General features: G+C 61.4%; 24 protein-coding genes. 12 read left to right on the top strand and 12 right to left on the bottom strand.

All coding sequences use genetic code 11. The features are described 5' to 3' along the window. Positions 1-17: 17 nt before the first annotated feature. Both GH663_RS05945 and GH663_RS05940 read right to left on the bottom strand, forming a co-directional pair. On the bottom strand, positions 18-809 hold the full coding sequence (locus tag GH663_RS05945) for a transporter substrate-binding domain-containing protein (RefSeq protein WP_153130735.1): 792 nt from the start codon (positions 807-809) through the stop codon (positions 18-20). Positions 810-835: 26 nt separating this feature from the next. Continuing rightward, complete coding sequence (locus GH663_RS05940) at positions 836-1,513, bottom strand: FadR/GntR family transcriptional regulator (protein ID WP_153130734.1); 678 nt, start codon at positions 1,511-1,513, stop codon at positions 836-838. Between GH663_RS05940 and GH663_RS05935 the strand changes: the two genes are divergently transcribed. Genes GH663_RS05935 through GH663_RS05925 form a run of 3 tightly spaced genes read left to right on the top strand, consistent with a single transcriptional unit; the run spans position 1,494 to position 3,651 of the window. Next, positions 1,494-1,841 (top strand): hypothetical protein, encoded by a 348-nt coding sequence (locus GH663_RS05935; RefSeq protein WP_153130733.1) that lies wholly within the window; start codon positions 1,494-1,496, stop codon positions 1,839-1,841. The two genes, GH663_RS05940 and GH663_RS05935, sit on opposite strands and share 20 nt — an antisense overlap. Positions 1,842-1,876: 35 nt before the next feature. Continuing rightward, positions 1,877-2,191, top strand: coding sequence for a hypothetical protein (locus tag GH663_RS05930; protein ID WP_153130732.1), 315 nt, complete (start codon positions 1,877-1,879; stop codon positions 2,189-2,191). 26 nt (positions 2,192-2,217) lie between these two features. Next, positions 2,218-3,651, top strand: a complete 1,434-nt coding sequence (locus tag GH663_RS05925; protein ID WP_153130731.1) for a DegQ family serine endoprotease — start codon at positions 2,218-2,220, stop codon at positions 3,649-3,651. 34 nt (positions 3,652-3,685) lie between these two features. On the opposite strand, the gene urtE is transcribed toward GH663_RS05925, so the two are convergent. The 5 genes from urtE to GH663_RS05900 all read right to left on the bottom strand — a co-directional run bounded on the left by urtE (position 3,686) and on the right by GH663_RS05900 (position 8,995). Beyond that, positions 3,686-4,378, bottom strand: a complete 693-nt coding sequence (gene urtE, locus GH663_RS05920; RefSeq protein WP_066881824.1) for an urea ABC transporter ATP-binding subunit UrtE — start codon at positions 4,376-4,378, stop codon at positions 3,686-3,688. A 69-nt stretch (positions 4,379-4,447) separates the two neighbouring features. Beyond that, the gene (urtD, locus tag GH663_RS05915; RefSeq protein ID WP_211371082.1) at positions 4,448-5,221 is read right to left on the bottom strand and encodes an urea ABC transporter ATP-binding protein UrtD; all 774 of its coding nucleotides are present in this window, start codon (positions 5,219-5,221) and stop codon (positions 4,448-4,450) included. Between the two features lie 53 nt (positions 5,222-5,274). Continuing rightward, complete coding sequence (gene urtC, locus GH663_RS05910; protein ID WP_153130729.1) at positions 5,275-6,390, bottom strand: urea ABC transporter permease subunit UrtC; 1,116 nt, start codon at positions 6,388-6,390, stop codon at positions 5,275-5,277. Positions 6,391-6,399: 9 nt separating this feature from the next. Then, on the bottom strand, positions 6,400-7,977 hold the full coding sequence (gene urtB / locus GH663_RS05905) for an urea ABC transporter permease subunit UrtB (protein ID WP_153130728.1): 1,578 nt from the start codon (positions 7,975-7,977) through the stop codon (positions 6,400-6,402). 130 nt (positions 7,978-8,107) lie between these two features. After that, complete coding sequence (locus tag GH663_RS05900; protein ID WP_153130727.1) at positions 8,108-8,995, bottom strand: LysR family transcriptional regulator; 888 nt, start codon at positions 8,993-8,995, stop codon at positions 8,108-8,110. 128 nt (positions 8,996-9,123) lie between these two features. On the opposite strand from GH663_RS05900, the gene GH663_RS05895 reads away from it, so the two are divergent. The 3 genes from GH663_RS05895 to GH663_RS05885 all read left to right on the top strand — a co-directional run bounded on the left by GH663_RS05895 (position 9,124) and on the right by GH663_RS05885 (position 11,674). After that, positions 9,124-10,239: an S-(hydroxymethyl)glutathione dehydrogenase/class III alcohol dehydrogenase gene (locus GH663_RS05895; protein ID WP_153130726.1), complete on the top strand. Its 1,116-nt coding sequence runs from the start codon at positions 9,124-9,126 to the stop codon at positions 10,237-10,239. A 12-nt stretch (positions 10,240-10,251) separates the two neighbouring features. After that, positions 10,252-11,106, top strand: coding sequence for an S-formylglutathione hydrolase (fghA, locus tag GH663_RS05890; protein WP_153130725.1), 855 nt, complete (start codon positions 10,252-10,254; stop codon positions 11,104-11,106). Between the two features lie 91 nt (positions 11,107-11,197). Further along, a complete protein-coding gene (locus GH663_RS05885) occupies positions 11,198-11,674 on the top strand; it encodes a VF530 family protein (protein WP_153130724.1) in 477 nt (158 codons plus the stop codon). 16 nt (positions 11,675-11,690) lie between these two features. Here GH663_RS05885 and GH663_RS05880 read toward each other — a convergent pair whose 3' ends face one another. Next, on the bottom strand, positions 11,691-12,890 hold the full coding sequence (locus tag GH663_RS05880; RefSeq protein WP_153130723.1) for a response regulator: 1,200 nt from the start codon (positions 12,888-12,890) through the stop codon (positions 11,691-11,693). A gap of 386 nt (positions 12,891-13,276) precedes the next feature. Between GH663_RS05880 and trmA the strand changes: the two genes are divergently transcribed. Beyond that, on the top strand, positions 13,277-14,371 hold the full coding sequence (gene trmA, locus GH663_RS05875) for a tRNA (uridine(54)-C5)-methyltransferase TrmA (protein WP_153130722.1): 1,095 nt from the start codon (positions 13,277-13,279) through the stop codon (positions 14,369-14,371). Here trmA and GH663_RS05870 read toward each other — a convergent pair. Together GH663_RS05870 and urtA are read right to left on the bottom strand one after the other, a co-directional pair. Next, positions 14,368-15,525, bottom strand: a complete 1,158-nt coding sequence (locus GH663_RS05870) for a GGDEF domain-containing protein (RefSeq protein ID WP_153130721.1) — start codon at positions 15,523-15,525, stop codon at positions 14,368-14,370. The genes trmA and GH663_RS05870 overlap by 4 nt on opposite strands. A gap of 157 nt (positions 15,526-15,682) precedes the next feature. Then, positions 15,683-16,945, bottom strand: a complete 1,263-nt coding sequence (gene urtA, locus GH663_RS05865; RefSeq protein ID WP_153130720.1) for an urea ABC transporter substrate-binding protein — start codon at positions 16,943-16,945, stop codon at positions 15,683-15,685. Between the two features lie 253 nt (positions 16,946-17,198). On the opposite strand from urtA, the gene GH663_RS05860 reads away from it, so the two are divergent. Further along, on the top strand, positions 17,199-17,411 hold the full coding sequence (locus GH663_RS05860; protein WP_153130719.1) for a dodecin: 213 nt from the start codon (positions 17,199-17,201) through the stop codon (positions 17,409-17,411). Positions 17,412-17,441: 30 nt separating this feature from the next. Next, positions 17,442-18,002 (top strand): lipid-binding SYLF domain-containing protein, encoded by a 561-nt coding sequence (locus tag GH663_RS05855; protein ID WP_170291346.1) that lies wholly within the window; start codon positions 17,442-17,444, stop codon positions 18,000-18,002. A 94-nt stretch (positions 18,003-18,096) separates the two neighbouring features. Here GH663_RS05855 and GH663_RS05850 read toward each other — a convergent pair whose 3' ends face one another. Continuing rightward, positions 18,097-18,510 carry a winged helix-turn-helix transcriptional regulator gene (locus tag GH663_RS05850; protein WP_153130717.1) on the bottom strand — a complete coding sequence of 138 codons (414 nt, stop codon included), beginning with the start codon at positions 18,508-18,510 and terminating at the stop codon, positions 18,097-18,099. Positions 18,511-18,599: 89 nt separating this feature from the next. On the opposite strand from GH663_RS05850, the gene GH663_RS05845 reads away from it, so the two are divergent. Both GH663_RS05845 and GH663_RS05840 read left to right on the top strand, forming a co-directional pair. Next, positions 18,600-19,451 carry an SDR family oxidoreductase gene (locus GH663_RS05845; RefSeq protein ID WP_153130716.1) on the top strand — a complete coding sequence of 284 codons (852 nt, stop codon included), beginning with the start codon at positions 18,600-18,602 and terminating at the stop codon, positions 19,449-19,451. Positions 19,452-19,623: 172 nt separating this feature from the next. Continuing rightward, complete coding sequence (locus GH663_RS05840; RefSeq protein ID WP_153130715.1) at positions 19,624-20,319, top strand: DsbA family protein; 696 nt, start codon at positions 19,624-19,626, stop codon at positions 20,317-20,319. A gap of 17 nt (positions 20,320-20,336) precedes the next feature. Here the strand turns inward: GH663_RS05840 and GH663_RS05835 are convergent, their stop codons facing one another. Next, positions 20,337-20,660 (bottom strand): hypothetical protein, encoded by a 324-nt coding sequence (locus GH663_RS05835; protein WP_153130714.1) that lies wholly within the window; start codon positions 20,658-20,660, stop codon positions 20,337-20,339. Positions 20,661-20,881: 221 nt separating this feature from the next. Between GH663_RS05835 and GH663_RS05830 the strand changes: the two genes are divergently transcribed. Further along, positions 20,882-21,559, top strand: a complete 678-nt coding sequence (locus GH663_RS05830) for a glutathione S-transferase (protein WP_153130713.1) — start codon at positions 20,882-20,884, stop codon at positions 21,557-21,559. Positions 21,560-21,591 lie beyond the last annotated feature (32 nt).

Here is a 21,591-nt window from a genome sequence, read left to right as displayed (position 1 = left end):
CGGCGCCATTAGCGTTATCAGAGATCGGCGGGCAGCGGCGCCTGCAGCCAGCGTTGCGACACCTGGTTGAGATCGCCGCTCTTCTTCAACTTGGCGATCACTTCGTTGACCTTGGCCAGCAAAGCCCCCTCACCCTTGTTCACGCCAACGTAATTGGGCGAGTTCTTGATCAGGAATTTGGTGTCGAGGCGGCGGATCTTGGTCCGTTCATTGACGGCGGCGGCGACCACGTTGCCGGTGGCGATCAGTTGCACCTGGCCGGACAGGTAGGCCGAAATGGTCGCGTTGTTGTCCTCGAAACGCTTGATGGTCGCCGTGGCCGGGGCGATCTTGCTGAATTCGAGATCCTCGACCGCGCCACGGGTGACGCCCACCGTCTTGCCGGCGGTCTCGGCGGCGCTCTTGATGGCGATATCGGGCGGCCCGAAGATGCCGTTGTAGAACGGCGCATAAGCACTCGAAAAGTCGATCACCTTCTCACGCTCGGCATTCTTGCCCAGCGTCGAAATGACCAGGTCAGCCTTGCCGGTCGTCAGGTAGGGAATGCGGTTGGTGCTGGTGACCGGGATCAGTTCGACCTTGAGTTTCAGTTCGCGCCCGATCAGGTTGGCGACGTCGATGTCGTAGCCGCGCGGCTTCATGTCGGGACCGACCGTGCCGAAAGGCGGAAAGTCCTGCGGCACGGCAATGCGCAGCGTGCCGCTCTTTTCGGCATTGGCCAGCGCGTCGGCTTGCACGTTGGCCGAGAGGACGGCGCTGCCGATCAGCGAGGCGCCGATCAGGGCATGGAGGAATTGGCGTTTTTTCATGGCGGGACTCCAGGGAAGGAACGAGGTCAGGGTTGGGTAAAGCTGATACCGACCCGGCCGGCGGCCGAGCGCAGATGTTGTTGCATGGCCTTGCGGGCTGCGGCGGCATTGCCTGCCGCAACGGCGGCGAGAATGACGTTGTGTTCGTCGGCCGGATGCCAGATATGGCTGCGGTCGGCGAAGGGCAGACGCAGGCTATAGGCGAGTTGGGCCTGGAACTGCTGGGTGATCGCGGCGAGCGCCGGGTTGCCGGAGAGTTCGGCCAGCGCCAGGTGAAAGCGCAGGTCGCAGTCGGCAGCGGTGACCAGATCGTTGGCGCCGAGCGCCTTCTGCATTTCGCTCATGCACTCGCGCAGGGCGTCGAGCCCTTCGGCACTGCGGGCGCGCGCCGCCAGGCTGGCATTGGCCGGTTCGATGACGAAGCGCATCTGGAAGATGGCATCCGGCGGCATCGCGCTCGGCCCGGCCGGCAGATCGCTGGCGCTGAGCTTGCTGCCAGCCGTGACGAAAACCCCCTTGCCGGGAAAGGAGCGCAGCAGGCCGAGCGCTTCGAGCGTGGAGATCGCTTCACGCAGCGAGGCGCGGCTGATGCCGAGGTTTTCGGCCAGCTCGCGCTGGCCGGGAAGTGCCGCCCCGGCCGGGTATTGCCCGTCGAGAATGCGGCGTTGCAGGGTTTGGGCAGCGATGTTGGAAACACTAGGCATTTTGTTTAACAGTTCAGACCGGTCCGACCAGATGAGAGCCATTAAGCGTTATTCGTGCCAGGTAGATTCCGGGCAAAATTCATTCCGTAAACAATTGTTTTATCAACAAAATAACTGGAAACACCGAACCGGGCATGCCTCTCGACAATGCCCCGTTCCAGGGAATATTTCCGACAATGCGGTTGTTTTTGGTGCGTTGCCGGAGCGAATTCTGTCTGTTGGCGAGGACCTCTTTTCCGGTTTTCCCTTTTTGCTGCAGGCAGCCGTTGAAAAAATTGGATACAAACCGTCGCACAAAGACAACTTGAAAATTTCGGCTTTTGCATAAAACTAGGGCTCGAAACGAGACACAAGGAGCTTCCCATGCCAAACAATAAAACCCTTCAAGCCCGCGTCATCACCGGTTTCCTAATGACGGCCCGTCATCATTTCGGTTTGTCTTCCGTGGCACCGAGCAACATTCGCCTTCCCGCCCCGTTGAGCCGGCTGCGCCCCATGCTGCGCTCATTACTGGTAGTCGGTTCACTCGGCACCGTCATGACACCACCGACATTCGCCGCTGAACCGGTCTTCCCGGTGAATGAGTGCAAGGGCTCGGATGGTTCGTGCAAACGTGAAGGCGGCACTTTGAAGATGCCGGCATTGCAGGCCGGCGCCGAAAAACCTTCCGAACACTGATTCCAGATTAAGGAGGAGCACAGATCATGAAAGCATTGAAGATGACTGTTGCAGCAATGGCCGTGGCTGCCGCGATCGGTGGCGCCTATTCCTTCGGCCATTTGCAAGCCCTACCCAGTGCCCTGGCGGCAGGGTCGGTGACCAGTCCGGCTCCAGCCGCGCCAGCTGCCTTGCCGGACATGCGCAGCATCATCGCTGCCAATGCACCGGCCGTCGTCAATATCAGCATCACCGGTACGCGCAAGACCGCGGCCGCCTTGCCCCAACTGGACCCGGATGATCCGCTCTATCAATTCTTCCGCCGCTTCGGCGGGCAGATGCCGCAAGAATCGACACCGACCCGGGGCCAGGGCTCGGGTTTCATCGTCGGCGCCGACGGCACGATCCTGACCAACGCGCATGTTGTCGAAGAGGCCAGCGAAGTTACGGTCAAACTGAACGACAAGCGCGAGTTCAAGGCCAGGGTGCTGGGTGCCGACAAGGCGAGCGACGTGGCCGTACTGAAGATCGACGCGAAGAATCTGCCCACGGTGCGCATCGGCACCTCGCTGCAGACCCAGGTCGGCGAATGGGTACTGGCGATCGGCTCGCCGTTCGGCTTTGAAAGCAGCGCCAGCGCCGGCATCGTCTCGGCCAAGTCGCGCACGCTGCCGGACGGCAGCTACGTTCCCTTCATCCAGACCGACGTCGCGGTCAATCCGGGCAACTCGGGCGGGCCGCTGTTCAACATGAACGGCGAGGTGATCGGCATCAACTCGCAAATCTATTCACGCAGCGGTGGCTACCAGGGGCTTTCCTTCGCCATCCCGATCGAGGTGGCGATGAACGTCGAGCACCAGATCGTCAGCACAGGCAAAGTGCAGCGCGGCAAGCTCGGCGTCAGCATCCAGGAAGTCAATCAGGCGCTGGCCGACAGCTTCGGCCTTGCCAAGCCGGCCGGCGCACTCGTTTCTTCCGTTGAAAAAGGCAGCCCGGCGGCCAAGGCGGGGCTGGAACCGGGCGACGTGATCCTCGGCGTCGATGGCAAGACCTTGAATTCAGCGGGCGATCTGCCGGCCACCGTCGCCCTGAAAAAGCCGGGCGAATCCACCCGCTTGCAAATCTGGCGCAAGGGCGGCACCCACGACATCGACGTCAAGATCGGCAGCTTCAACGAGGAGAAGCTCGCTAGCGCGGAAACGCCGAGTGCCGACAAGGGCCGCCTGGGTGTCGCCGTGCGTCCGCTGACACCGGACGAAAAACGTCAGGCAGAGGTCAATGGCGGCCTGCTGATCGAACAGGCCGGAGGCGCCGCTGCCCGGGCCGGCATCCGGCCGGGCGACATCATTCTCTCGGTCAATGGTCAGCCCATCGACAGCGTCGATCAGTTGCGCGGCGTCATCGCCAAGTCGGGGAAAAAGGCGGCCATTCTGCTCGAACGCGGCAATGCGCGCCTTTTCGTGCCGGTCGACCTCGGCTAAGCGCCAACATGCGAAACGGCGCTGACGGCAGTTTTCAAACCGCCAGCGCCTCCCGCACCCCATCCTGCGGCATCGTTTCTCCCCTGCCCCGCATGATGAACTCGCCACGCTCCATCAGCAGGTACTGGTCGGCCAACGATTCGGCGAAATCGTAGTACTGCTCGACGAGCAGGATCGCCATTTCGCCGGTTTCGGCCAGCATGCGGATGGCACGTTCGATATCCTTGATGATCGAGGGCTGGATGCCTTCGGTCGGCTCGTCGAGTATCAGCAGCTTCGGACCCATGGCCAGCGCCCGGCCGATGGCGAGCTGCTGTTGCTGGCCGCCGGACAGGTCGCCGCCACGGCGGTGCATCATCTGCTTCAAGACCGGGAACATGTCGAAGATGCGCTGCGGAATCGGCGTGCTGCCCGGCTTGGTAGCCAGGCCCATCAGCAGGTTTTCCTCGACGGTCAGGCGCGGAAAGATTTCACGGCCCTGCGGCACGAAGCCGATGCCGGCCTTGACCCGCTCGTGCGGCGGCAGGTGGGTGATGTCCTTGCCGTCGAAGCTGATGCTGCCCGATTTGGTCTTGACCAGCCCCATCAGCGACTTGAGCAGGGTCGTCTTGCCGACGCCGTTGCGGCCGAGCAGCGTGGTCACTTCGCCGGTTTTGACCTCGAAGGACAGGCCACGCAGGATGTGGCTGCCGCCGTAGGCCTGGTTCAGGGTGTCTACTTTCAGCATGATGGTTTTTCCGGTTGCACGGGCGATTGCTGCGGTCGACCCGCGAAAAAGCCCAAAAATGAAAGGCGCTCAGCGGCCAAGATAAACCTCGATCACCCGCTGGTCGTTCTGCACGGTGGCAAGGTCGCCTTCGGCCAGCACCGAGCCTTCGTGCAGCACAGTGACCAACCCGCCCAGCTTCTCGACGAAGGCCATGTCGTGTTCGACGACGACCAGCGAATGCTTGCCGGCCAGCGAGACGAACAGTTCGGCGGTGCGCATCGTTTCGTCATCGGTCATGCCGGCGACTGGCTCGTCGAGCAGCAGCAGCTTCGGCTCCTGCATCAGCAACATGCCGATTTCCAGCCACTGTTTCTGGCCATGCGAGAGCAAACCGGCCGGGCGGTCCGCTTCCTTGTCGAGGCGGATCAGGCGCAGGGTTTCGGCGATCTTGTCGCGTTCGTCGCCGGCCAGCCAGGCCATCAGGCTTTTCCAGACGCGCTTGTCGGTCTTCATCGCCAGTTCGAGGTTTTCGAACACCGTGTGCTGCTCGAAGATGGTCGGTTTCTGGAACTTGCGGCCGATGCCGACGTGGGCGATTTCCGGTTCGGTCAGGCGGGTCAGGTCGATGGTCTGGCCGAAATAGGCCTTGCCGGAATCAGGCCGCGTCTTGCCGGTGATGACGTCCATCATCGTCGTCTTCCCTGCCCCGTTCGGGCCGATGATGCAGCGCAGCTCGCCGGCGTCGATGGCCAGGTTCAGATTGTTCAGCGCCTTGAAGCCGTCGAAGCTGACGGTGATGTCTTCGAGGTAGAGCGCGACGCCGTGCGAGAGATCGAGTTCGCCGGTGACGAAGTGCCCCATCTGGTCGGCGCCGTCGCTGCCTTCCGGGCGGTCGTCGAGGGTGGTTTCGAGGATCATGCTGCTGCTCCTTCTTTTTTGGCCATCAGTTTCTTCCACAGGCCGACCAGGCCTTGCGGCAGCATCAGCGTGACGACGATGAAGAGCAGGCCGAGGAAGAACAGCCAGTATTCGGGGAAACTGACGGTGAACCAGCTCTTGGCCAGATTGACGACGAAGGCACCGATGATCGGGCCGATCAGCGTGCCGCGCCCGCCGACCGCGACCCAGATGGCGATCTCGATCGAGTTGCCGGGGCTCATTTCGGACGGGTTGATGATGCCGACCTGCGGCACGTAGAGTGCGCCGGCGATGCCGCACAGTACGGCCGAGATGACCCAGATGGTCAGCTTGTACCAGAGCGGGTTGTAGCCAATGAACATGACGCGGCTTTCGGCGTCGCGGATCGCGGTCAGCACCCGGCCGAACTTCGATTTGACCAGCCAGGCGGCGAAAACCAGCGTCGCAGCGAGCATCACGGCGGTCAGGCCAAACAGCACCAGCCGTGTTTCCGGCGAGGTGATGCTGTAGCCGAGCACGCGCTTGAAGTCGGTGAAACCGTTGTTGCCGCCGAAGCCGGTCTCGTTGCGGAAGAAGAGCAGCATCGCGGCGTAAGTCAGGGCCTGGGTGATGATCGAGAAATAGACGCCCTTGATCCGCGAGCGGAAGGCGAAGTAGCCGAAGACGAAGGCGACGACAGCCGGCACGGCGAGGACCAGGAAACTTGCCCAGCCGAAGCTGTCGCTGCCGAGCCAGAACCAGGGCAGTTCCTTCCAGTCGAGGAAGACCATGAAGTCCGGCAGGTCGGCGCCGTAGGAACCGTCGCGGCCGATCTGGCGCATCAGGTACATGCCGAAGGCGTAGCCGCCGAGCGCGAAGAACAGGCCGTGGCCGAGCGACAGGATGCCGCCGTAGCCCCAGATCAGGTCCATCGCCACCGCCACCAGCGCGTAGCACATGATCTTGCCGATCAGCGTGATGGCGTAGGTCGAGACGTGGAAAGCGCTATCTTCGGGAAAGTTGAGGTGGAGGACCGGGACGACGAGCAGCGCCAGGGCGAGGAAGACGCCCAGCGCCAGCCAGCTTTTCGTGTCCAGCGCGGACAAAATTCGAAGGGTGAGAGGTTTGCGCATGGTTCAGCCTTACTCGACGAAACGGCCCTTGAGAGCAAAGATGCCCTGCGGCCGTTTCTGGATGAAGATGATGATGCAGACGAGGATGCTGATCTTGGCGATGACTGCCCCGGCCCAGCCTTCGAGCAGCTTGCTGAAGATACCCAGACCAAGCGCCGCCCAGACCGCGCCGGCCAGTTGCCCGACACCGCCGACGACGACGACCATGAAGGAATCGACGATATAGCCCTGCCCCATGTCCGGGCCGACGTTGGAGATTTGCGACAGCGCGACGCCGCCCAGCCCGGCGATGCCGGCACCGAGCGCGAAGGCCATGGTGTCGATACGCGCCGTCGGCACGCCGACGCAGCCGGCCATCGCCCGGTTCTGCGTCACGGCGCGGACGAACATGCCGAGGCGCGTCTTGTTCATCAGCACCCAGACGAGGAAAAGAACGAACATCGCGAAGCCGACGATGATGATGCGGTTCCACGGCAGGATCAGGTTGGGCATGACTTCGATGCCACCCGACATCCAGCTCGGGTTCGACACTTCGACATTCTGCGCGCCGAACAGCACGCGCGCCGACTGGATCAGCACCAGCGACAGGCCCCAGGTGGCAAGCAGGGTTTCCAGCGTGCGGCCGTAGAGCCAGCGGATCACCGTACGTTCCATCACCACCCCGACCAGCGCGGCGGCGAAGAAGGCAACCGGGATGGCGGCCGGCAGGTACCAGTCGATGTAGTCCGGTGCAAAGGCGCGGAACAGGCTCTGCATGCCGTAGGTCGCATAGGCGCCGACCATCAGCAGCTCGCCGTGCGCCATGTTGATGATGCCCATGACGCCGTAGGTGATGGCCAGCCCGAGTGCGCCGAGCAACAGGATGCTGCCGAGCGACAGGCCGGAGAAGGCGCGACCGACGTTCTCGGCGATAGCCAGCCGGCTGTCGATGGCCTTCACGGCGGCGATGGCTTCGTAGCGCACCTTGTCGTCGGGTTCGCCCGCCTTTTCGGTGAGCGGCAGCAGCACGCTCTTGATGGTCGGCGAGGAAGTTTCGGCCAACGCCTTGACCGCCTCCAGCCGAGCGGCCGGATCGGTATTGGCCAGGTTGGCCTGGGCGTGGGCCAGGGTCAGCAGCGCCTTGATCTGCGCATCACTTTCTTTCTCCAGCGCCCGCGCCAGCAGCGGCGCCATTTCCGGCGTCACCTGGCTTTGCAGTTTCTGGGCCGAGGCGAGGCGGACGCCAACATCGGCGTCGAACAGTTTCAGGGCCGCCAGTGCGCTGGCCAATTCGCCCCGAATCCGGTTGTTGACCGTAGGACTCTCCGGGTTGGCCGGCATCTTGATCGCTTCACCGCTGGTCGCGTCGAAAGCCTGCTCGCCGTCGATGATGACGACCTTGTCACCGGCCAGGAACAGGCTGTCCTCGGCCATCGCTTTCAGGACGCGCACGGCGTCCGGGTCGGCGGTCTGGGTCAGTTGCCGGATGGCCGCGACCTTGGCGCTGGAGTCTTCGGCCGCCAGCTGGCGCACCGGCGCCGGGTCGAGCGCGGCCTGCGCCGGCAAAGTCGCGGCGCAAAGCAGTAAGGCTATTAAAGTTTTTTTCATCAAGGGTCCGTCCGCAATTTGTGCAGTGCAGCGACAGATTACGGGGCGGACCGGCGAGCGGAAATACGATGAATTGCGTAGTGCACCGCGGCACTGGGATCACGGCTTCATGCCGCGCCTGCGCCAGCCTTCAGCAATATTCCGGGCAAAGCGCCAGCCCGGCCTTCAGCGCCTCGATCAATAAACGCACCTTGGGCAAGGCATAACGCCGCTGCGGGTAGACGGCCCACACGGCGGCATTCGGCGGCTGGTTGGCATCGAGCAGCGAGATCAAGTCGCCGCGCCGCAGTAGATCGAGCACGTAATAATCGGGCAACTGACACAGGCCGAAGCCGCGCAATGCTGCATCAAGCACTGCCTGCCCACTGTTGCAGCGCCAGTTGCCGCTCGGCCGGAACTGGAATTCGCGGCCATCCTGCTGAAAGCTCCATGTGTCGCTGGTACCGATCAGGCAATTGTGGCGGCCGAGTTCCGACAGCGTGTGCGGCCGGCCGTAGCGTTCGAGGTAGGCCGGGCTGGCGCACAGGTACATGACGCGCGGCGCGATGCGGGTGGCGACCAGGCTGGATTCGTTGAGGCGACCGAGGCGGATGGCTAGGTCGAAACCCTCCTGCACCATGTCCAGCGTCCGGTTGGTCAGTTCGATCTCCAGCTTCAGTTGCGGATGGCGGGCCATGAACTCGTTGGCCAGCGGCACAATGAAGCGCTCGCCGTAAGCCACCGCCGCGGTCATCCGCAACAGGCCGCTCGGCGCGCTCTGCAGGTCGCCGATGCTCAGGAAAGCTTCGTCACGCTCCTCGATCAGGCGCTGGCAGCGGGCGAAAAAGCTCTGCCCGGCTTCGGTCAGCGATACGCGGCGCGTCGTCCGGTAGAGCAGGCGCGCCTGCAAACGGTCTTCGAGCAACGCCACCTGCCGGCTGACATGCGAGGACGACAGGCGCAGACGCTCGGCTGCCCGGGAAAAGCTGCCGCACTCGGCGACGGCGACAAACTCGTCCAGCCCTTCCCAACGACTCATTTTTGGTGCTCCTGGTTGCGGACGGCGATTATCCCCATACAGCAACAATCAATCCTTGAATGGCGATTTATTCACCCGGCAGCACTAATTATACTCAGCCCCATTGCCACCTTTTCGAGAGCCTGCCCATGTCCATCAAGTCACGCGCCGCCGTTGCCTTTGCCGCCAACCAGCCCCTGCAGATCGTTGAAGTCGATGTCGAGCCGCCGAAAGCTGGCGAAGTCCTCGTCCGCATCGTCGCCTCCGGGGTCTGCCATACCGACGCCTTCACCCTGTCCGGCGACGACCCGGAAGGCATCTTCCCATCCATCCTCGGCCACGAGGGCGGCGGCATTGTCGAAGCGATCGGCGAAGGCGTCACCTCGCTGGCTGTCGGTGACCACGTCATTCCGCTGTACACGGCCGAATGCCGCGAGTGCAAGTTCTGCAAGTCGGGCAAGACCAATCTCTGTCAGGCAGTACGCGCAACCCAGGGCAAGGGCCTGATGCCGGACGGCACCAGTCGCTTCTCCTACAACGGCCAGCCGATCTATCACTACATGGGCTGCTCGACCTTCTCCGAATACACCGTGCTGCCGGAAATCTCGCTGGCCAAGATCGCCAAGGAAGCGCCACTCGAAAAGGTCTGCCTGCTCGGCTGCGGCGTGACCACCGGGATCGGCGCCGTACTCAACACCGCCAAGGTGGAAGAAGGTGCCACCGTCGCCATCTTCGGCCTGGGCGGCATCGGCCTGGCGGCAATCATCGGCGCCAAAATGGTCAAGGCTTCGCGCATCATCGCCATCGACATCAACCCGGCCAAGTTCGAGATCGCCCGGCAACTGGGCGCCACCGACTGCGTCAATCCGAAGGATTTCGCCAAGCCGATCCATGAGGTCATCATCGAAATGACCGATGGCGGCGTCGATTACTCCTTCGAGTGCGTCGGCAACGTGAACCTGATGCGTGCCGCCCTCGAGTGCTGCCACAAGGGCTGGGGCGAATCGACCATCATCGGCGTCGCCGGCGCCGGCCAGGAAATCAGCACCCGCCCCTTCCAACTGGTGACCGGCCGCGTCTGGCGCGGTTCGGCCTTCGGCGGCGTCAAGGGGCGGACCGAACTGCCGGGCTATGTCGAAAAGGCGCAGAAGGGTGAAATCCCGCTCGACACCTTCATCACCCACACCATGCCGCTGGAGGAGATCAACCGCGCCTTCGACCTGATGCACGAAGGCAAGAGCATCCGCACCGTGATCCATTTCTAAGCGAGGCGAGGCATGACGCTCGAAAACATCTCCTGCCAGAAAAGCTTCGGCGGCTGGCACAAGCGCTACCGGCATCGCTCCAGCACGCTCAACTGCGACATGGTGTTCGCCGTCTATCTGCCGCCGCAGATCGAGCAAGGCGAAAAGCTGCCGGTGCTGTACTGGCTGTCCGGCCTCAGCTGCACCGATGAAAACTTCATGCAGAAGGCCGGCGCCCAGCGCATGGCGGCCGAACAGGGTATCGTCATCGTCGCCCCCGATACCAGCCCGCGTGGCGCCGAGGTGCCAGGCGATCCGGATGGCGGTTGGGATTTCGGCCACGGCGCTGGGTTCTACCTGAACGCGACGCAAGCCCCGTGGGCGCAGCATTACCGGATGCACGACTACGTGGTACATGAACTGCCGGCGCTGATCGAGGCCAGCTTTCCGGTGTCCGAGCAGCGCGGCATCAGCGGCCATTCGATGGGCGGCCACGGCGCGCTGGTCTGTGCCCTCCGTAATCCCGGGCGCTACCGGTCGGTCTCGGCCTTCGCCCCGATCTGCAACCCGATGACGGCACCCTGGGGCGAAAAAGCGTTTTCCCGTTACCTCGGCGAAGAACGCTCGCAATGGCGCGCCTGGGATGCCAGTGCCTTGCTGGCCGAGGCGACTGAACGCCTGCCCATCCTGATCGACCAAGGCGACCGCGACGATTTCCTGATCACGCAACTGAAACCGGAAACCCTCGAAGCCGCCGCCAAGGCCAGCAGCCACCCGCTGACCCTGCGCCGGCAAGCGGGCTACGACCACAGCTATTACTTCATCGCCAGCTTCATCGAGGATCACCTGCGCCATCACGCACTGGCACTGGGCCGGTCGGTCGACTGAATCTGCGACCGACTCAGGCGAGGCCGGGGGGCATCGAGCCCTCCGGCTGCGGCAGGTACAATGGCGGACTTATCCCAGCCCCCGCATCGCCATGAACACTGATATAAATTACAAGAACAACCCGCTCCACGGTCTTAGCTTAAAAAACCTGTTAACGGAAATAGTTAATTACTACGGTTTTGAGATCCTCTTTGCCTACTTGAATATCAATTGTTTCAAGAGCAACCCCAGCATCGACTCCAGCGTGAAATTCCTTAAAAAAACGGATTGGGCACGTGAGAAAGTCGAAGCCTTCTACTTGTACCAGTTCAAAAGCCTGCCGCGAGCCTCGGCCGAGCAGTTCGAACTGCCGCCTCGGGACCGCATTGTGCCGCCGGATCAAATACCGGGCGAGCCCGCTGAGTTAAGCCTGGAAGATGCCGAGCGATTGCGCGAAAAGCGGGCCAGGAAAGCCGCTCTGCATGATTCGGGAGCAGCCTATCCTTCCGGCTCAGGCAAGCGTCGGTCGAGTTATTCGAATCCCTCTGCTTCCAGCGACTCAGACCCGTGGGCGAAGTGGAAAAAATAAATCAGGCCTCGAAGCGCTAAAACAACTCAATCAAGTTCTCCCCACGGCCGGCACTCAAGGCCTGCATGACCTGGGCGAACAGGGTATCGAAATCACCGCCTCTGCCCAGCCGGCCGAGAACGCGTTGCACCGCATGCTCCATCGTCGAATTTATCGTCGTTTCTTGTGCCTGGCTGGTATTTAGCCAGGTATAGGTTTTCTCGATATCGTCAATCAACTCCTGCAACAGCAAGCGGGTGTCCATCAGCATCGCGCGCTGGTTTTCAGCGAGTTCGTTCAAGGCGGCCTCTGCCCCGCTCAGCGCAATTTGCAGTTGTTCGGCACGCTTCTGTGCCTCCAGGCGCATATCCACATTCACAGCAAAAGCTTCAGCTGCTTCAGACAAAATGACCAGGTCATCGCGTAACCCGCCAGCATGCACCGGATCGTCTGCTTCGTTCGGCATATCCTGAACAACGATAGAGACCCTATCGTTATTCACTACCAGACGCTGCTTGAACTGGAATACCCGCCCCATTTCCGAAGCGTTTTCAAGAATGGCGATCTCCAGTGGCGACAACGCGCCACGCGCCGTCACTGCCGTGCAGTCACCTTGATGCCGGATCTGGACGAGACAGCTCAGGCCAAAGTCCCGGGTGGCCGCCAAAAGTTCGTTGGCCAAGGCGTGGTAATCCTGGCAGACGATGCTTGACCGCATGAAATTCATCAGGGTGCCACTCTGGCTCGCGCTTGACAGAAAAGCCATGGCCATTTTTTCAACGGCCTTCTTTTCCTCGACCAGCGATTCCGCAGCCCGGTATTGGGAAATTGCAACGCTAACCTTGCGCAGCAGAATCTCGCTGCTGACCGGCTTGGTCACGATGTCGTTGCCGCCGACATCGTATGCTTTCAAGTGTTCTTCAAGGGATTGGTGCGAAGTTGCGAAAATGATCGGGATGCCCGTCCATTTGCGCAACAGGCGGCAGGTCTCGTAACCGTCAAGCACCGGCATTTCAACATCGAGCAGAACCAGATCGGGGAGCTGCTGCTGGCACAGAGCCAGCGCTTCGCTGCCCGTAGACGCGGTCAGGACATCGAAACGCCTGGCCAAAATGGCCCGATGCATCGCCCTGCTGACCTGATCATCATCAACCACCAATACCCGACCACTTAGCGCCAGTTCGTCGTTGGCAGGATTGCCTTTGCCATGATTACCACGGGGTGCAAACCTCAACATATATGCTTATCTCACCTTGGCTAAAACCACGAGTTAATTGAAATTAATATTACAAATGATAATTTTACGATATCGATCGCGGATGACTTTATGACAAAAATCAATAGTTAATTATCACGACAATTAACTTGCAGGAGCTCCTGCTCCAGTCAGAAGTAGCCGTTTCGAATGGCACACTTGCAGTGTAATGATCGGCGCACGCTTGGCACCCCATCGCTGGCGACAGGAGTCAGTTAAAAGCAGCTAATTTGCCACCAAAAACACCCCCAAACAGGTATACCGGCGTATATTCCGCCGTCGCCTGACTGTCCGCATCTCCGGGCAAGCTGATTTCCGCTCACTGTTTCAGGCTTTTCGGCCGAAAACCGCTTCATACCGCTCAAACCATGCCATTACCCAGCATCGACCCCACCAATTACGCCATCCAGCTCGCCGACAAGGTCGCCCAATTCAAGCGCGACTTCGCACCGTTTGCCATCCCGGAGCCGGAGGTATTCGCCTCCGCCCCCGAGCATTACCGGATGCGTGCCGAATTCCGCATCTGGCATCAGGGCGATGACGTGAATTACGCGATGTTCGACCCGGAAAACCCGAAGCAGCCGGTGATGATCGAGCATTTCCCGATGGCGTCGGCGTCGATCTGCGGCTTGATGCCGCGCCTGATGGAGCGTCTGCGCGCCAGCCAGATGCTGCGCGGCGGGCTGTTCCAGGCCGATTTTCTCTCCACCTTGAGTGGCGAACTGATGGTCACGCTGATTTACCACCGCCGCCTCGGCGAGGGCTGGGAACTGGCGGCCCGCGATCTGGCGGCCGATCTCGGCATCCAGGTCATCGGGCGCAGCCGCGGCCAGAAGGTGGTGCTCGACCGCGACTGGTTGCTGGAGGAGTTCGAACTAAGCGGGCGCCAGTTGCGCTATCAGCAGATCGAGGGCAGCTTTACCCAGCCCAATGGCAGCGTAAACCGGCAGATGCTCGGCTGGGCCTGCGCCCGGGCAGCAACGCTGGGCGGCGACCTGCTCGAACTGTATTGCGGCAACGGCAATTTCACGATGGCCCTCGCCCCGCTGTTCGACAAGGTACTGGCGACCGAAGTCAGCAAGTCATCGGTTCATGCGGCGCAGTACAACATCGCTGCCAACAGCGTCGACAATGTCGCGCTGGTCCGGGCCTCCAGCGAGGAAATCAGCGATGTCCTGGCCGGTCGCGAAGTGCTCAAGCGCATGAAGGACATCGACCTTTCCAATTACCGCTTTTCGACGCTTTTCGTCGATCCGCCGCGTAGCGGGCTGGATGCGACGACCCTCGAATTCGCCAGCGGTTTCGACAATATCCTGTACATCTCCTGCAACCCGCAGACCTTGCAGGAAAACGTCGCAGCGCTACAGGCTACGCATACGGTCAGTGCCTCGGCCGTCTTCGACCAGTTTCCCTATACGCACCATCTGGAGTGCGGCCTGCTGCTCACCCGGCGCCAGGCCTAGGTCTGCAAGACAGGCTCGGCCGCGCCCTGGTTGGGCGCCCGTGCCTGCTCGTCACAGACCACCCGGTTCCGCCCCTGCGTCTTAGCGGCATACATCGCCAGATCGGCCCGATGCATCAGGCTGGACAGGCTGCTGTCGCCGGCTTGCAGCAGCGTAACGCCGATGCTGATCGTCGGTCGCACGATATTTCCCTGCACCGTCAGCACCAGCGCCTCAGTCGCCTGGCGCAGCCGTTCCGCTGTTTCCAGCGCTTCGGGCAATGAGGAATCGGGCAAGAGCAGCGCGAATTCCTCGCCGCCCAGACGGCCGAAACAATCGCCCGTCCGCAGATGCTGGACACAGGCATCGACGACCGCCACCAGCACTTCATCGCCACCCAGATGGCCGTATTGGTCATTGACCTGCTTGAAGTGATCGAGATCGATGATCATTAGCACCAGCGGATTGCCATGCTCGCGCGCCGCCTGCAAATGCTTGTCGGCGGCGGCCAGAAAATAGCGTCGATTGACGATACCGGTCAGCGAATCGCGCGAGGCCTGCGACTCCAGTTCCTTGATCAGAATCTCGTTACGCTGGCGCAGTTGCAGGGCTTCCGTCGAGTAGGCATTGATCTGCCGGCCGACCTGAATCATCAGGGCGGTAAAGCCGCCGCCAAGCAGGCTGAGGCCAAGATTGAACCAGTTCAGTTCGAGCAGCGGCGGCCCAAGCAGCGCGAGTACTGGAAAAATCATGTCGAGCGAGAGCAGGCGTAGATGGGCGTTGCTCATCGAGGTGGTGAGCGCGATCAGCCCAATGTGCACCAGCATGATGAAGACCAGGCTGGGGAAACTGCCCGGCTGCCAGGCCCAGAAGACGAGCGATGACCAGGCCAGCATGTGCGCCCCGTGTGCCAGCGCAATGCGGTTTGCCCATTGGGGCTCGTCACGCGGCTGTACGTCGCTGCGCTTGAAGGCCCGATAAACGCGGATGTAGTTGGCAATGATCAGCAGTTCCAGTCCGGCCCAAACCACTGCGTGAAGTACCGGCACCCAGTTGGTGAGCAGCGCGGCAACCACCAGAGCCAGCGGTGGCGCCAGGTAACGGTCGTGGAGATGGATATCGACGTAAAGATGCAACTGAGCCAGCCGAATGCCCATCCTTGAGTCCGTCGTCATAAACCGCGTCTTTGATCCGAATTAAATATGCGCCGACTATGCCTCATCGGCTTGATATTGTCATCGCTCAAGCTGCCCTCCCCCTTGCCCGCACTGTTTTCAAACGCAAAAACGGGGGCCAGGGCCCCCGTCGATCGCGACTGACATTACATCCGGATTACTTCACTTCCGGCTCGTCCTTCTTCTTGTCGTTGCCTTGAATGAACGGGCTCCACGGCTGGGCCTTGACCGGGCCAGGGGTCTTCCAGACGACGTTGAACTGGCCGTCGGCCTTCACTTCGCCGATGAATACCGACTTGTGCAGGTGGTGGTTCTTTTCATCCATCTTGGAGAGGATGCCGGACGGCGCCTTGAAGGTCTGGCCGGCCATGGCGGCGATGACCTTGTCGGTGTCGGTCGACTTGGCCTTCTCGACCGCCTGCTTCCACATGTGGATGCCGATGTAGGTCGCTTCCATCGGGTCGTTGGTGACGACCTTGTCGGCGTTCGGCAGCTTCTGCTTCTTGGCCCAGTCGCGGTACATCTTCACGAACTTGTCGTTTTCCGGGTTCTTCAAGGACATGAAGTAGTTCCACGAAGCCAGGTGGCCGACCAGCGGCTTGGTATCGACGCCGCGCAATTCCTCTTCGCCGACCGAGAAGGCGACGACTGGCACATCGGTGGCCTTCAGGCCGGCGTTGCCGAGCTCCTTGTAGAACGGCACGTTGGAGTCACCGTTGATGGTCGACACGACGGCGGTCTTCTTGCCTTCGGAGGCAAACTTCTTGATCTTGGCGATGATGGTCTGGTAATCGCTATGGCCGAACGGCGTGTAGTCTTCCATGATGTCGGCGTCGGCGACGCCCTTCGACTTCAGGAAGGCGCGGAGAATCTTGTTGGTGGTGCGCGGATAGACGTAGTCGGTGCCGAGCAGCACGAAGCGCTTGGCTTCGCCGCCGTCCTTCGACATCAAGTACTCGACGGCCGGGATGGCTTGCTGGTTGGGGGCGGCGCCGGTGTAGAAGACGTTCTTTTCCAGTTCTTCGCCTTCGTACTGGACCGGGTAGAACAAAAGGCCGTTCAGTTCTTTGTACACCGGCAGCACCGACTTGCGGGACACGGACGTCCAGCAGCCGAAAGTGACGGCGACCTTGTCCTTGGTCAGCAGCTGGCGGGCCTTTTCGGCGAACAGCGGCCAGTTGGAAGCTGGGTCGACGACGACCGGCTCGAGCTTCTTGCCGAGCACACCGCCCGACTTGTTGATTTCCTCGATGGTCATCAGCACGGTTTCCTTGAGCGCGGTCTCGGAAATGGCCATGGTGCCGGACAGCGAATGCAGCACGCCGACCTTGATCGTGTCGGCGGCATGGGCAGCCATGCCGATGGAAGACAGGGCAGCGGCAAGAACGGTTGCCTTGATGAAGTTGCGACGATTGCTCATGGAAGCTCCTCGGAGGTTGGGAAATCTGGTCTGCGTTGTTGCAGTGCAGCGTCAGATTAAGTTCGCAGCCCCCATGGCGAAATACGTTAGATTGCGTAGCTGCCGATTCGGCAATCGGCATATCGTCTTCGCATAGACCTGCAGAATCCAGCCCCGTTAGGCTAAGCAGTTTCCCCTTATCTTGATCCTTGAGTTATCAGCGCTGGCACCTATGGTGAAGAAGTGTGCACTGTCGATTATCAAGGAGTCCGTCATGTCAGATCATGTTTACAAGCTTATCGAAGTCGTCGGCTCCTCCCGACTGGGTACCGATGATGCCATTCGCAACGCGATCGAAACCAGCGCCAAATCGATCCGCAATATCGACTGGTTCGAAGTGATCGAAACGCGTGGCCACGTGGTGGATGGCAAGGTCGGCCACTTCCAGGTCACGCTCAAGATCGGTTTTCGTCTAGAAGCCAACTGAAACTTGCTGTCATTAATGGAGGGAAATGCCATGAAGCTGAACCATATTTTCGCCATCGCAGCACTAGCCATCCTCTCGTTCACTACGACTGGCGCAATCGCGCAGTCCGAGAAGGAAAAGAATCAGGCCGAGGTCCAGGCCAAGGTCGAACAGACCCTTGCCGAGTTCTACAAGGCCAAGCCGAAACTGAAAGCTGAAGTCGAAAAAGCCGCCGGGTATGGTGTTTTTACCAGCTACGGTCTGAGCTTCCTGGTCGGCGGTAGCGGCGGCAAGGGCCTAGTCCATGACAACAAGACCAAGCACGTCACCTATATGGCCCTGGCGCAGGCCAGCGCCGGTCTGCAGATCGGGGCTGCGGAGACGCGCTACCTGTTCGTCTTCAAGGACGCGAAAGCCATGCAGTCCTTCATCGAATCGGGCTGGGAGGCCGGGGCTGAAATCGGCGCCGGGGCCGGTGCCGGCAAGAGCGCTGCCGGCGGTTCGGTCGGCCAATTCACCGGCGGTAAACTCTACAGCCTGACGAAAAATGGTTTTCAGGCAGGCGGCGCAGTGGCCGGCACCAAGTTCTGGAAGGACGCGGATCTGAATTAAGCCGCGTCGTTAAGGCAGAGGCGACAAGCGGTGGCCGCCGGGCTGACGGCCACCCGATTTACTGGCGCCATCCGACAAGAGGCGGGCGGGCAACTCAGCGCTGCTCGGTCAGCGCCGCCCTGGCCTGGAGAATGCTGGGCAGATTCAGTTCAATCCAGTCGGCCAGCCCCTGTACCCGCAGACCCACCTCCTGGCCCAGCTGCGTCAGGGAATATTCAACATGGGGCGGCACAACCGGGTAAGAGCGGCGCAGCACGAAGCCATCCCCCTCCAGCCACTGCAGCGTCTGGGCCAGCATTTTCTCGCTCACCCCGCTGACCTTGCGGCGCAGATCGCTAAAGCGGTGGGTGCCGGCCAGCAAGGCCACCAGGACCAGGACTCCCCAGCGACTCGTGACATGCTTCAGTACCTCGCGCGAAGGGCATTGTTCGGCGAACAGGTTACCGCGCAGCATTTGTGCCGAGAGGGTCAAGGGTGCTTCCGGTGCGGTCTCGATTTGAGCGCTCATACACTAACCTTTAGGTGCGTACTTACTAAATGTAAGTTAAGCGGCTATTCTGCCCCCTCTCCCCGCAACCTACCAAGGAAATTCTGATCATGATCGTCGTCACTGGTGCTACCGGCCAACTGGGCCGTCTCGTTATCCAATCCCTGCTGACCAAGCTGCCCGCTGCGCAAATCGTCGCCGCTGTGCGCCAGCCTGAGCGGGCGGCAGATCTCGCCGAATTGGGCGTCCAGGTCCGTCAGGCCGACTATACGAAGCCTGCCACGCTCGATGCTGCGTTCCACGGGGCCGAAAAGGTTCTGCTCATTTCATCCAGCGAAGTTGGCCAGCGCACGGCGCAACACAAGAACGTGATCGATGCGGCCAAGCGCGCCGGCGTCTCACTGCTGGCGTACACCAGCCTGCTCCATGCTGATCGCTCGCCATTGGGTCTGGCTGCCGAACACCAAGCCACCGAGGCCTTGCTCCAGGAGTCCGGTGTGCCCCACGTCTTGCTGCGGAACGGCTGGTACACCGAAAACTACCTGGCCAGCATCCCGCCGGCCCTGCAGCATGGCGCCTATATCGGCAGTGCCGGTGACGGTCGAATCGCCTCGGCCGCCCGTGCCGACTATGCCGAAGCAGCCGCAGCCGTACTGACCCTTGCCGGGCAGGCTGGCAAGGTCTACGAACTGGCCGGCGACGAGTCTTACACCTTGGCGGAGTTTGCTGCCGAATTGAGCAAGCAAGCCGGCCAGAGCATCCCTTATGTGAACCTGCCCGAAGCCGACTTCAAGGCAGCTCTGGTCGGCGCCGGCCTGCCTGAGCCGCTGGCTGGCTTGCTGGCCGACTCGGATACAGGCGCCGCCAACGGGGGCTTATTCGATGATCAGCGTCAGCTAAGCCACCTGATTGGCCGCCCGACCACCGCATTGGCGGTGCTGATCAAGGCAGCGCTGCACTGAGCATCGGCACGAGAATCTGGCAGCCAGGAGCGTTCCGCTCCTACGTCAGGATTCGATTGCTCAAGACCACCACAGGCAAGCTCACCATTTTCGGCAATCTGCATGTGTGGACCGCCGGTGCGGGAAGCATGACTAGCAACAGCCATCCAACAACTTTGATCGCCCCGAAACCATGACTACAACAACCCTGCATTACATCCACGACCCATTGTGCGGCTGGTGCTACGGAGCCGCCCCGCTGGTCAAGGCAGCCCGCGCCGTTCTCGACGTGCGTCCGCACGGTGGCGGCATGATGACCGGCGCGCACCGCCAGGCTGTGACGCCGCAGTTGCGGGCGTACATCAAGCAGCATGACGAGCGGATCGCGCAATTGACCGGCCAGCCTTTCGGTTTGGGTTACATCGACGGCTTGTTGTGCGATACCGGCGTGGTGCTGGATTCGGAGCCGCCGACCGCCGCCATGCTCGCCGCGGAAGAGATAGCCGGCCGCGGGCTGGACATGCTGGCGCAGCTGCAAATTGCCCACTACGTCGAGGGCCGCCGCATTGCCGAGCGCGCCACCTTGATTGCCGTGGCCGCAACGCTAGACCTCGATCCAGCCGCTTTCGCCGAGGCGCTGGATCGCCAGTTGGGCGAGGCGGTGCAAGGACATATCCGCGCAACCCGCGAACTGATGGCTCAGGTCGGCGCCCAGGGTTTTCCCAGCTTTGTGCTTGAAAGCAAGGGCATCTTGCAGGGCATAGACATCGCGGGCTATCTCGGCCGTCCGCAAGATTTTCAGGACTGGCTGCGCAGCCAGACAAATGTCCTTTCGAGCAGCACCGAAGCTGGCAGTTTTGCTTGCGATGCCAATGGCTGCGCCATCTGAATCAGGAGCAAGCCGGGCTATTGAAGCGCCGGGGCAACAACGGGCTCGACCTCCTGGCGGACCGTCTCAACATCCTTGTTGTAACCACGGAAGTCAGACGTATCCTGATAGACGGGCTGGGCGCGGGGGGCGAAGGCATCGCGAGAATCGTAGCGGTCCCGCGCATCGTACTGACTCAGGCTGCGGTTCGGATCGTTCGCCTTTTCCATCTCTTCAATCTGTTTCTGCAAAATCCAGCTCAGGGCGTTGATCAGGATCTTGTCTACCTGGGCATGTGCAGCCGAGCAGGAGAACACACCGAATCCCAGAGCAATCGAAACAACCAGTAGTCGCTTGAGCATGATCGTCATCTCCATGGCTGGTTAAACCATGATAGAGCAGAAAACGCTTACTCGGGGGCTGCACCAGCCGCCAAAAACAGCCCATTCCTGCGGTCGACCGCAGGAATCCGGCAATTTCCGCCTGCGGCGTGCCATCGATATGCTTGACGAGCGACGGCGAAGGCATCGACCATGAGCCCGGAGCCCCCGCCATTCATCCCCCTACTTGAAAGGACCCAGCCATGTTCGACCTCTATATCGGCAACAAGAACTACTCTTCGTGGTCGCTACGCCCCTGGCTGCTGCTCAAGCATTTCGGCATTCCGTTCCGCGAGCACATGGTTTCCGTCGCCGGCCGCGACTACAACGCCGCCCTCAAGCCGCTGGCCGGCAACGCCCGCGTTCCCTGCCTGCACGAAGACGGCTTTCAGGTCTGGGAGAGCATCGCCATTGCCGAAACCCTGGCCGAACGCCATCCCGCGATGTGGCCGGCCGATGCCCGGGCCCGCGCCCGGGCGCGCAGCATTTCGGCCGAGATGCATGCCGGCTTCACGGCTCTGCGCACGGCAATGCCGATGAACCTCAAACTCAAGCTCAAAGGCAAGCCGCCAACGCCGGCGGTGCAGCGCGATATCGACCGCATCGTCGAAATCTGGGAAGAAGCCCGCATGCAGTTCGCCACCGCCGACGGCCCCTGGCTGTTTGGCGCCTTCTCGGTGGCCGATGCCATGTTCGCGCCGATCGGCTGGCGCTTCCACGTGTACAACGTCGCCCTGCCGCCGCTTGCCGCGACCTATCGCGACGTCCTGCTGGCGCATCCGGCAATGCAGGAATGGTACGCGGCTGCCCTTCTGGAAACCGAGGCACACGCCCACTACGACGGCTTGGCCGACGAATACGGCGGGCCGCGTGCAGCCTGATTGCCGGTTAACGGCAAAGCCGACGGAACCGA

The sequence above is a fragment of the Dechloromonas hortensis genome (genome assembly GCF_009469765.1).
Classification (GTDB): Bacteria; Pseudomonadota; Gammaproteobacteria; order Burkholderiales; family Rhodocyclaceae; genus Azonexus; species Azonexus hortensis.
This window is presented reverse-complemented; position numbering and strand designations above follow the sequence as displayed.

Excerpts from the sequence above, each read along its gene's own strand:
- GH663_RS05945 (WP_153130735.1), bottom strand. The coding sequence starts at position 809 with ATGAAAAAACGCCAATTCCTCCATGCCCTGATCGGCGCCTCGCTGATC.
- GH663_RS05935 (WP_153130733.1), top strand. The coding sequence starts at position 1,494 with ATGTTGGAAACACTAGGCATTTTGTTTAACAGTTCAGACCGGTCCGAC.
- GH663_RS05940 (WP_153130734.1), bottom strand. The coding sequence starts at position 1,513 with ATGCCTAGTGTTTCCAACATCGCTGCCCAAACCCTGCAACGCCGCATT.
- GH663_RS05930 (WP_153130732.1), top strand. The coding sequence starts at position 1,877 with ATGCCAAACAATAAAACCCTTCAAGCCCGCGTCATCACCGGTTTCCTA.
- GH663_RS05925 (WP_153130731.1), top strand. The coding sequence starts at position 2,218 with ATGAAAGCATTGAAGATGACTGTTGCAGCAATGGCCGTGGCTGCCGCG.
- urtE (WP_066881824.1), bottom strand. The coding sequence starts at position 4,378 with ATGCTGAAAGTAGACACCCTGAACCAGGCCTACGGCGGCAGCCACATC.
- urtD (WP_211371082.1), bottom strand. The coding sequence starts at position 5,221 with ATGGGGCACTTCGTCACCGGCGAACTCGATCTCTCGCACGGCGTCGCG.
- urtC (WP_153130729.1), bottom strand. The coding sequence starts at position 6,390 with ATGCGCAAACCTCTCACCCTTCGAATTTTGTCCGCGCTGGACACGAAA.
- urtB (WP_153130728.1), bottom strand. The coding sequence starts at position 7,977 with ATGAAAAAAACTTTAATAGCCTTACTGCTTTGCGCCGCGACTTTGCCG.
- GH663_RS05900 (WP_153130727.1), bottom strand. The coding sequence starts at position 8,995 with ATGAGTCGTTGGGAAGGGCTGGACGAGTTTGTCGCCGTCGCCGAGTGC.
- GH663_RS05895 (WP_153130726.1), top strand. The coding sequence starts at position 9,124 with ATGTCCATCAAGTCACGCGCCGCCGTTGCCTTTGCCGCCAACCAGCCC.
- fghA (WP_153130725.1), top strand. The coding sequence starts at position 10,252 with ATGACGCTCGAAAACATCTCCTGCCAGAAAAGCTTCGGCGGCTGGCAC.
- GH663_RS05885 (WP_153130724.1), top strand. The coding sequence starts at position 11,198 with ATGAACACTGATATAAATTACAAGAACAACCCGCTCCACGGTCTTAGC.
- GH663_RS05880 (WP_153130723.1), bottom strand. The coding sequence starts at position 12,890 with ATGTTGAGGTTTGCACCCCGTGGTAATCATGGCAAAGGCAATCCTGCC.
- trmA (WP_153130722.1), top strand. The coding sequence starts at position 13,277 with ATGCCATTACCCAGCATCGACCCCACCAATTACGCCATCCAGCTCGCC.
- GH663_RS05870 (WP_153130721.1), bottom strand. The coding sequence starts at position 15,525 with ATGACGACGGACTCAAGGATGGGCATTCGGCTGGCTCAGTTGCATCTT.
- urtA (WP_153130720.1), bottom strand. The coding sequence starts at position 16,945 with ATGAGCAATCGTCGCAACTTCATCAAGGCAACCGTTCTTGCCGCTGCC.
- GH663_RS05860 (WP_153130719.1), top strand. The coding sequence starts at position 17,199 with ATGTCAGATCATGTTTACAAGCTTATCGAAGTCGTCGGCTCCTCCCGA.
- GH663_RS05855 (WP_170291346.1), top strand. The coding sequence starts at position 17,442 with ATGAAGCTGAACCATATTTTCGCCATCGCAGCACTAGCCATCCTCTCG.
- GH663_RS05850 (WP_153130717.1), bottom strand. The coding sequence starts at position 18,510 with ATGAGCGCTCAAATCGAGACCGCACCGGAAGCACCCTTGACCCTCTCG.
- GH663_RS05845 (WP_153130716.1), top strand. The coding sequence starts at position 18,600 with ATGATCGTCGTCACTGGTGCTACCGGCCAACTGGGCCGTCTCGTTATC.
- GH663_RS05840 (WP_153130715.1), top strand. The coding sequence starts at position 19,624 with ATGACTACAACAACCCTGCATTACATCCACGACCCATTGTGCGGCTGG.
- GH663_RS05835 (WP_153130714.1), bottom strand. The coding sequence starts at position 20,660 with ATGCTCAAGCGACTACTGGTTGTTTCGATTGCTCTGGGATTCGGTGTG.
- GH663_RS05830 (WP_153130713.1), top strand. The coding sequence starts at position 20,882 with ATGTTCGACCTCTATATCGGCAACAAGAACTACTCTTCGTGGTCGCTA.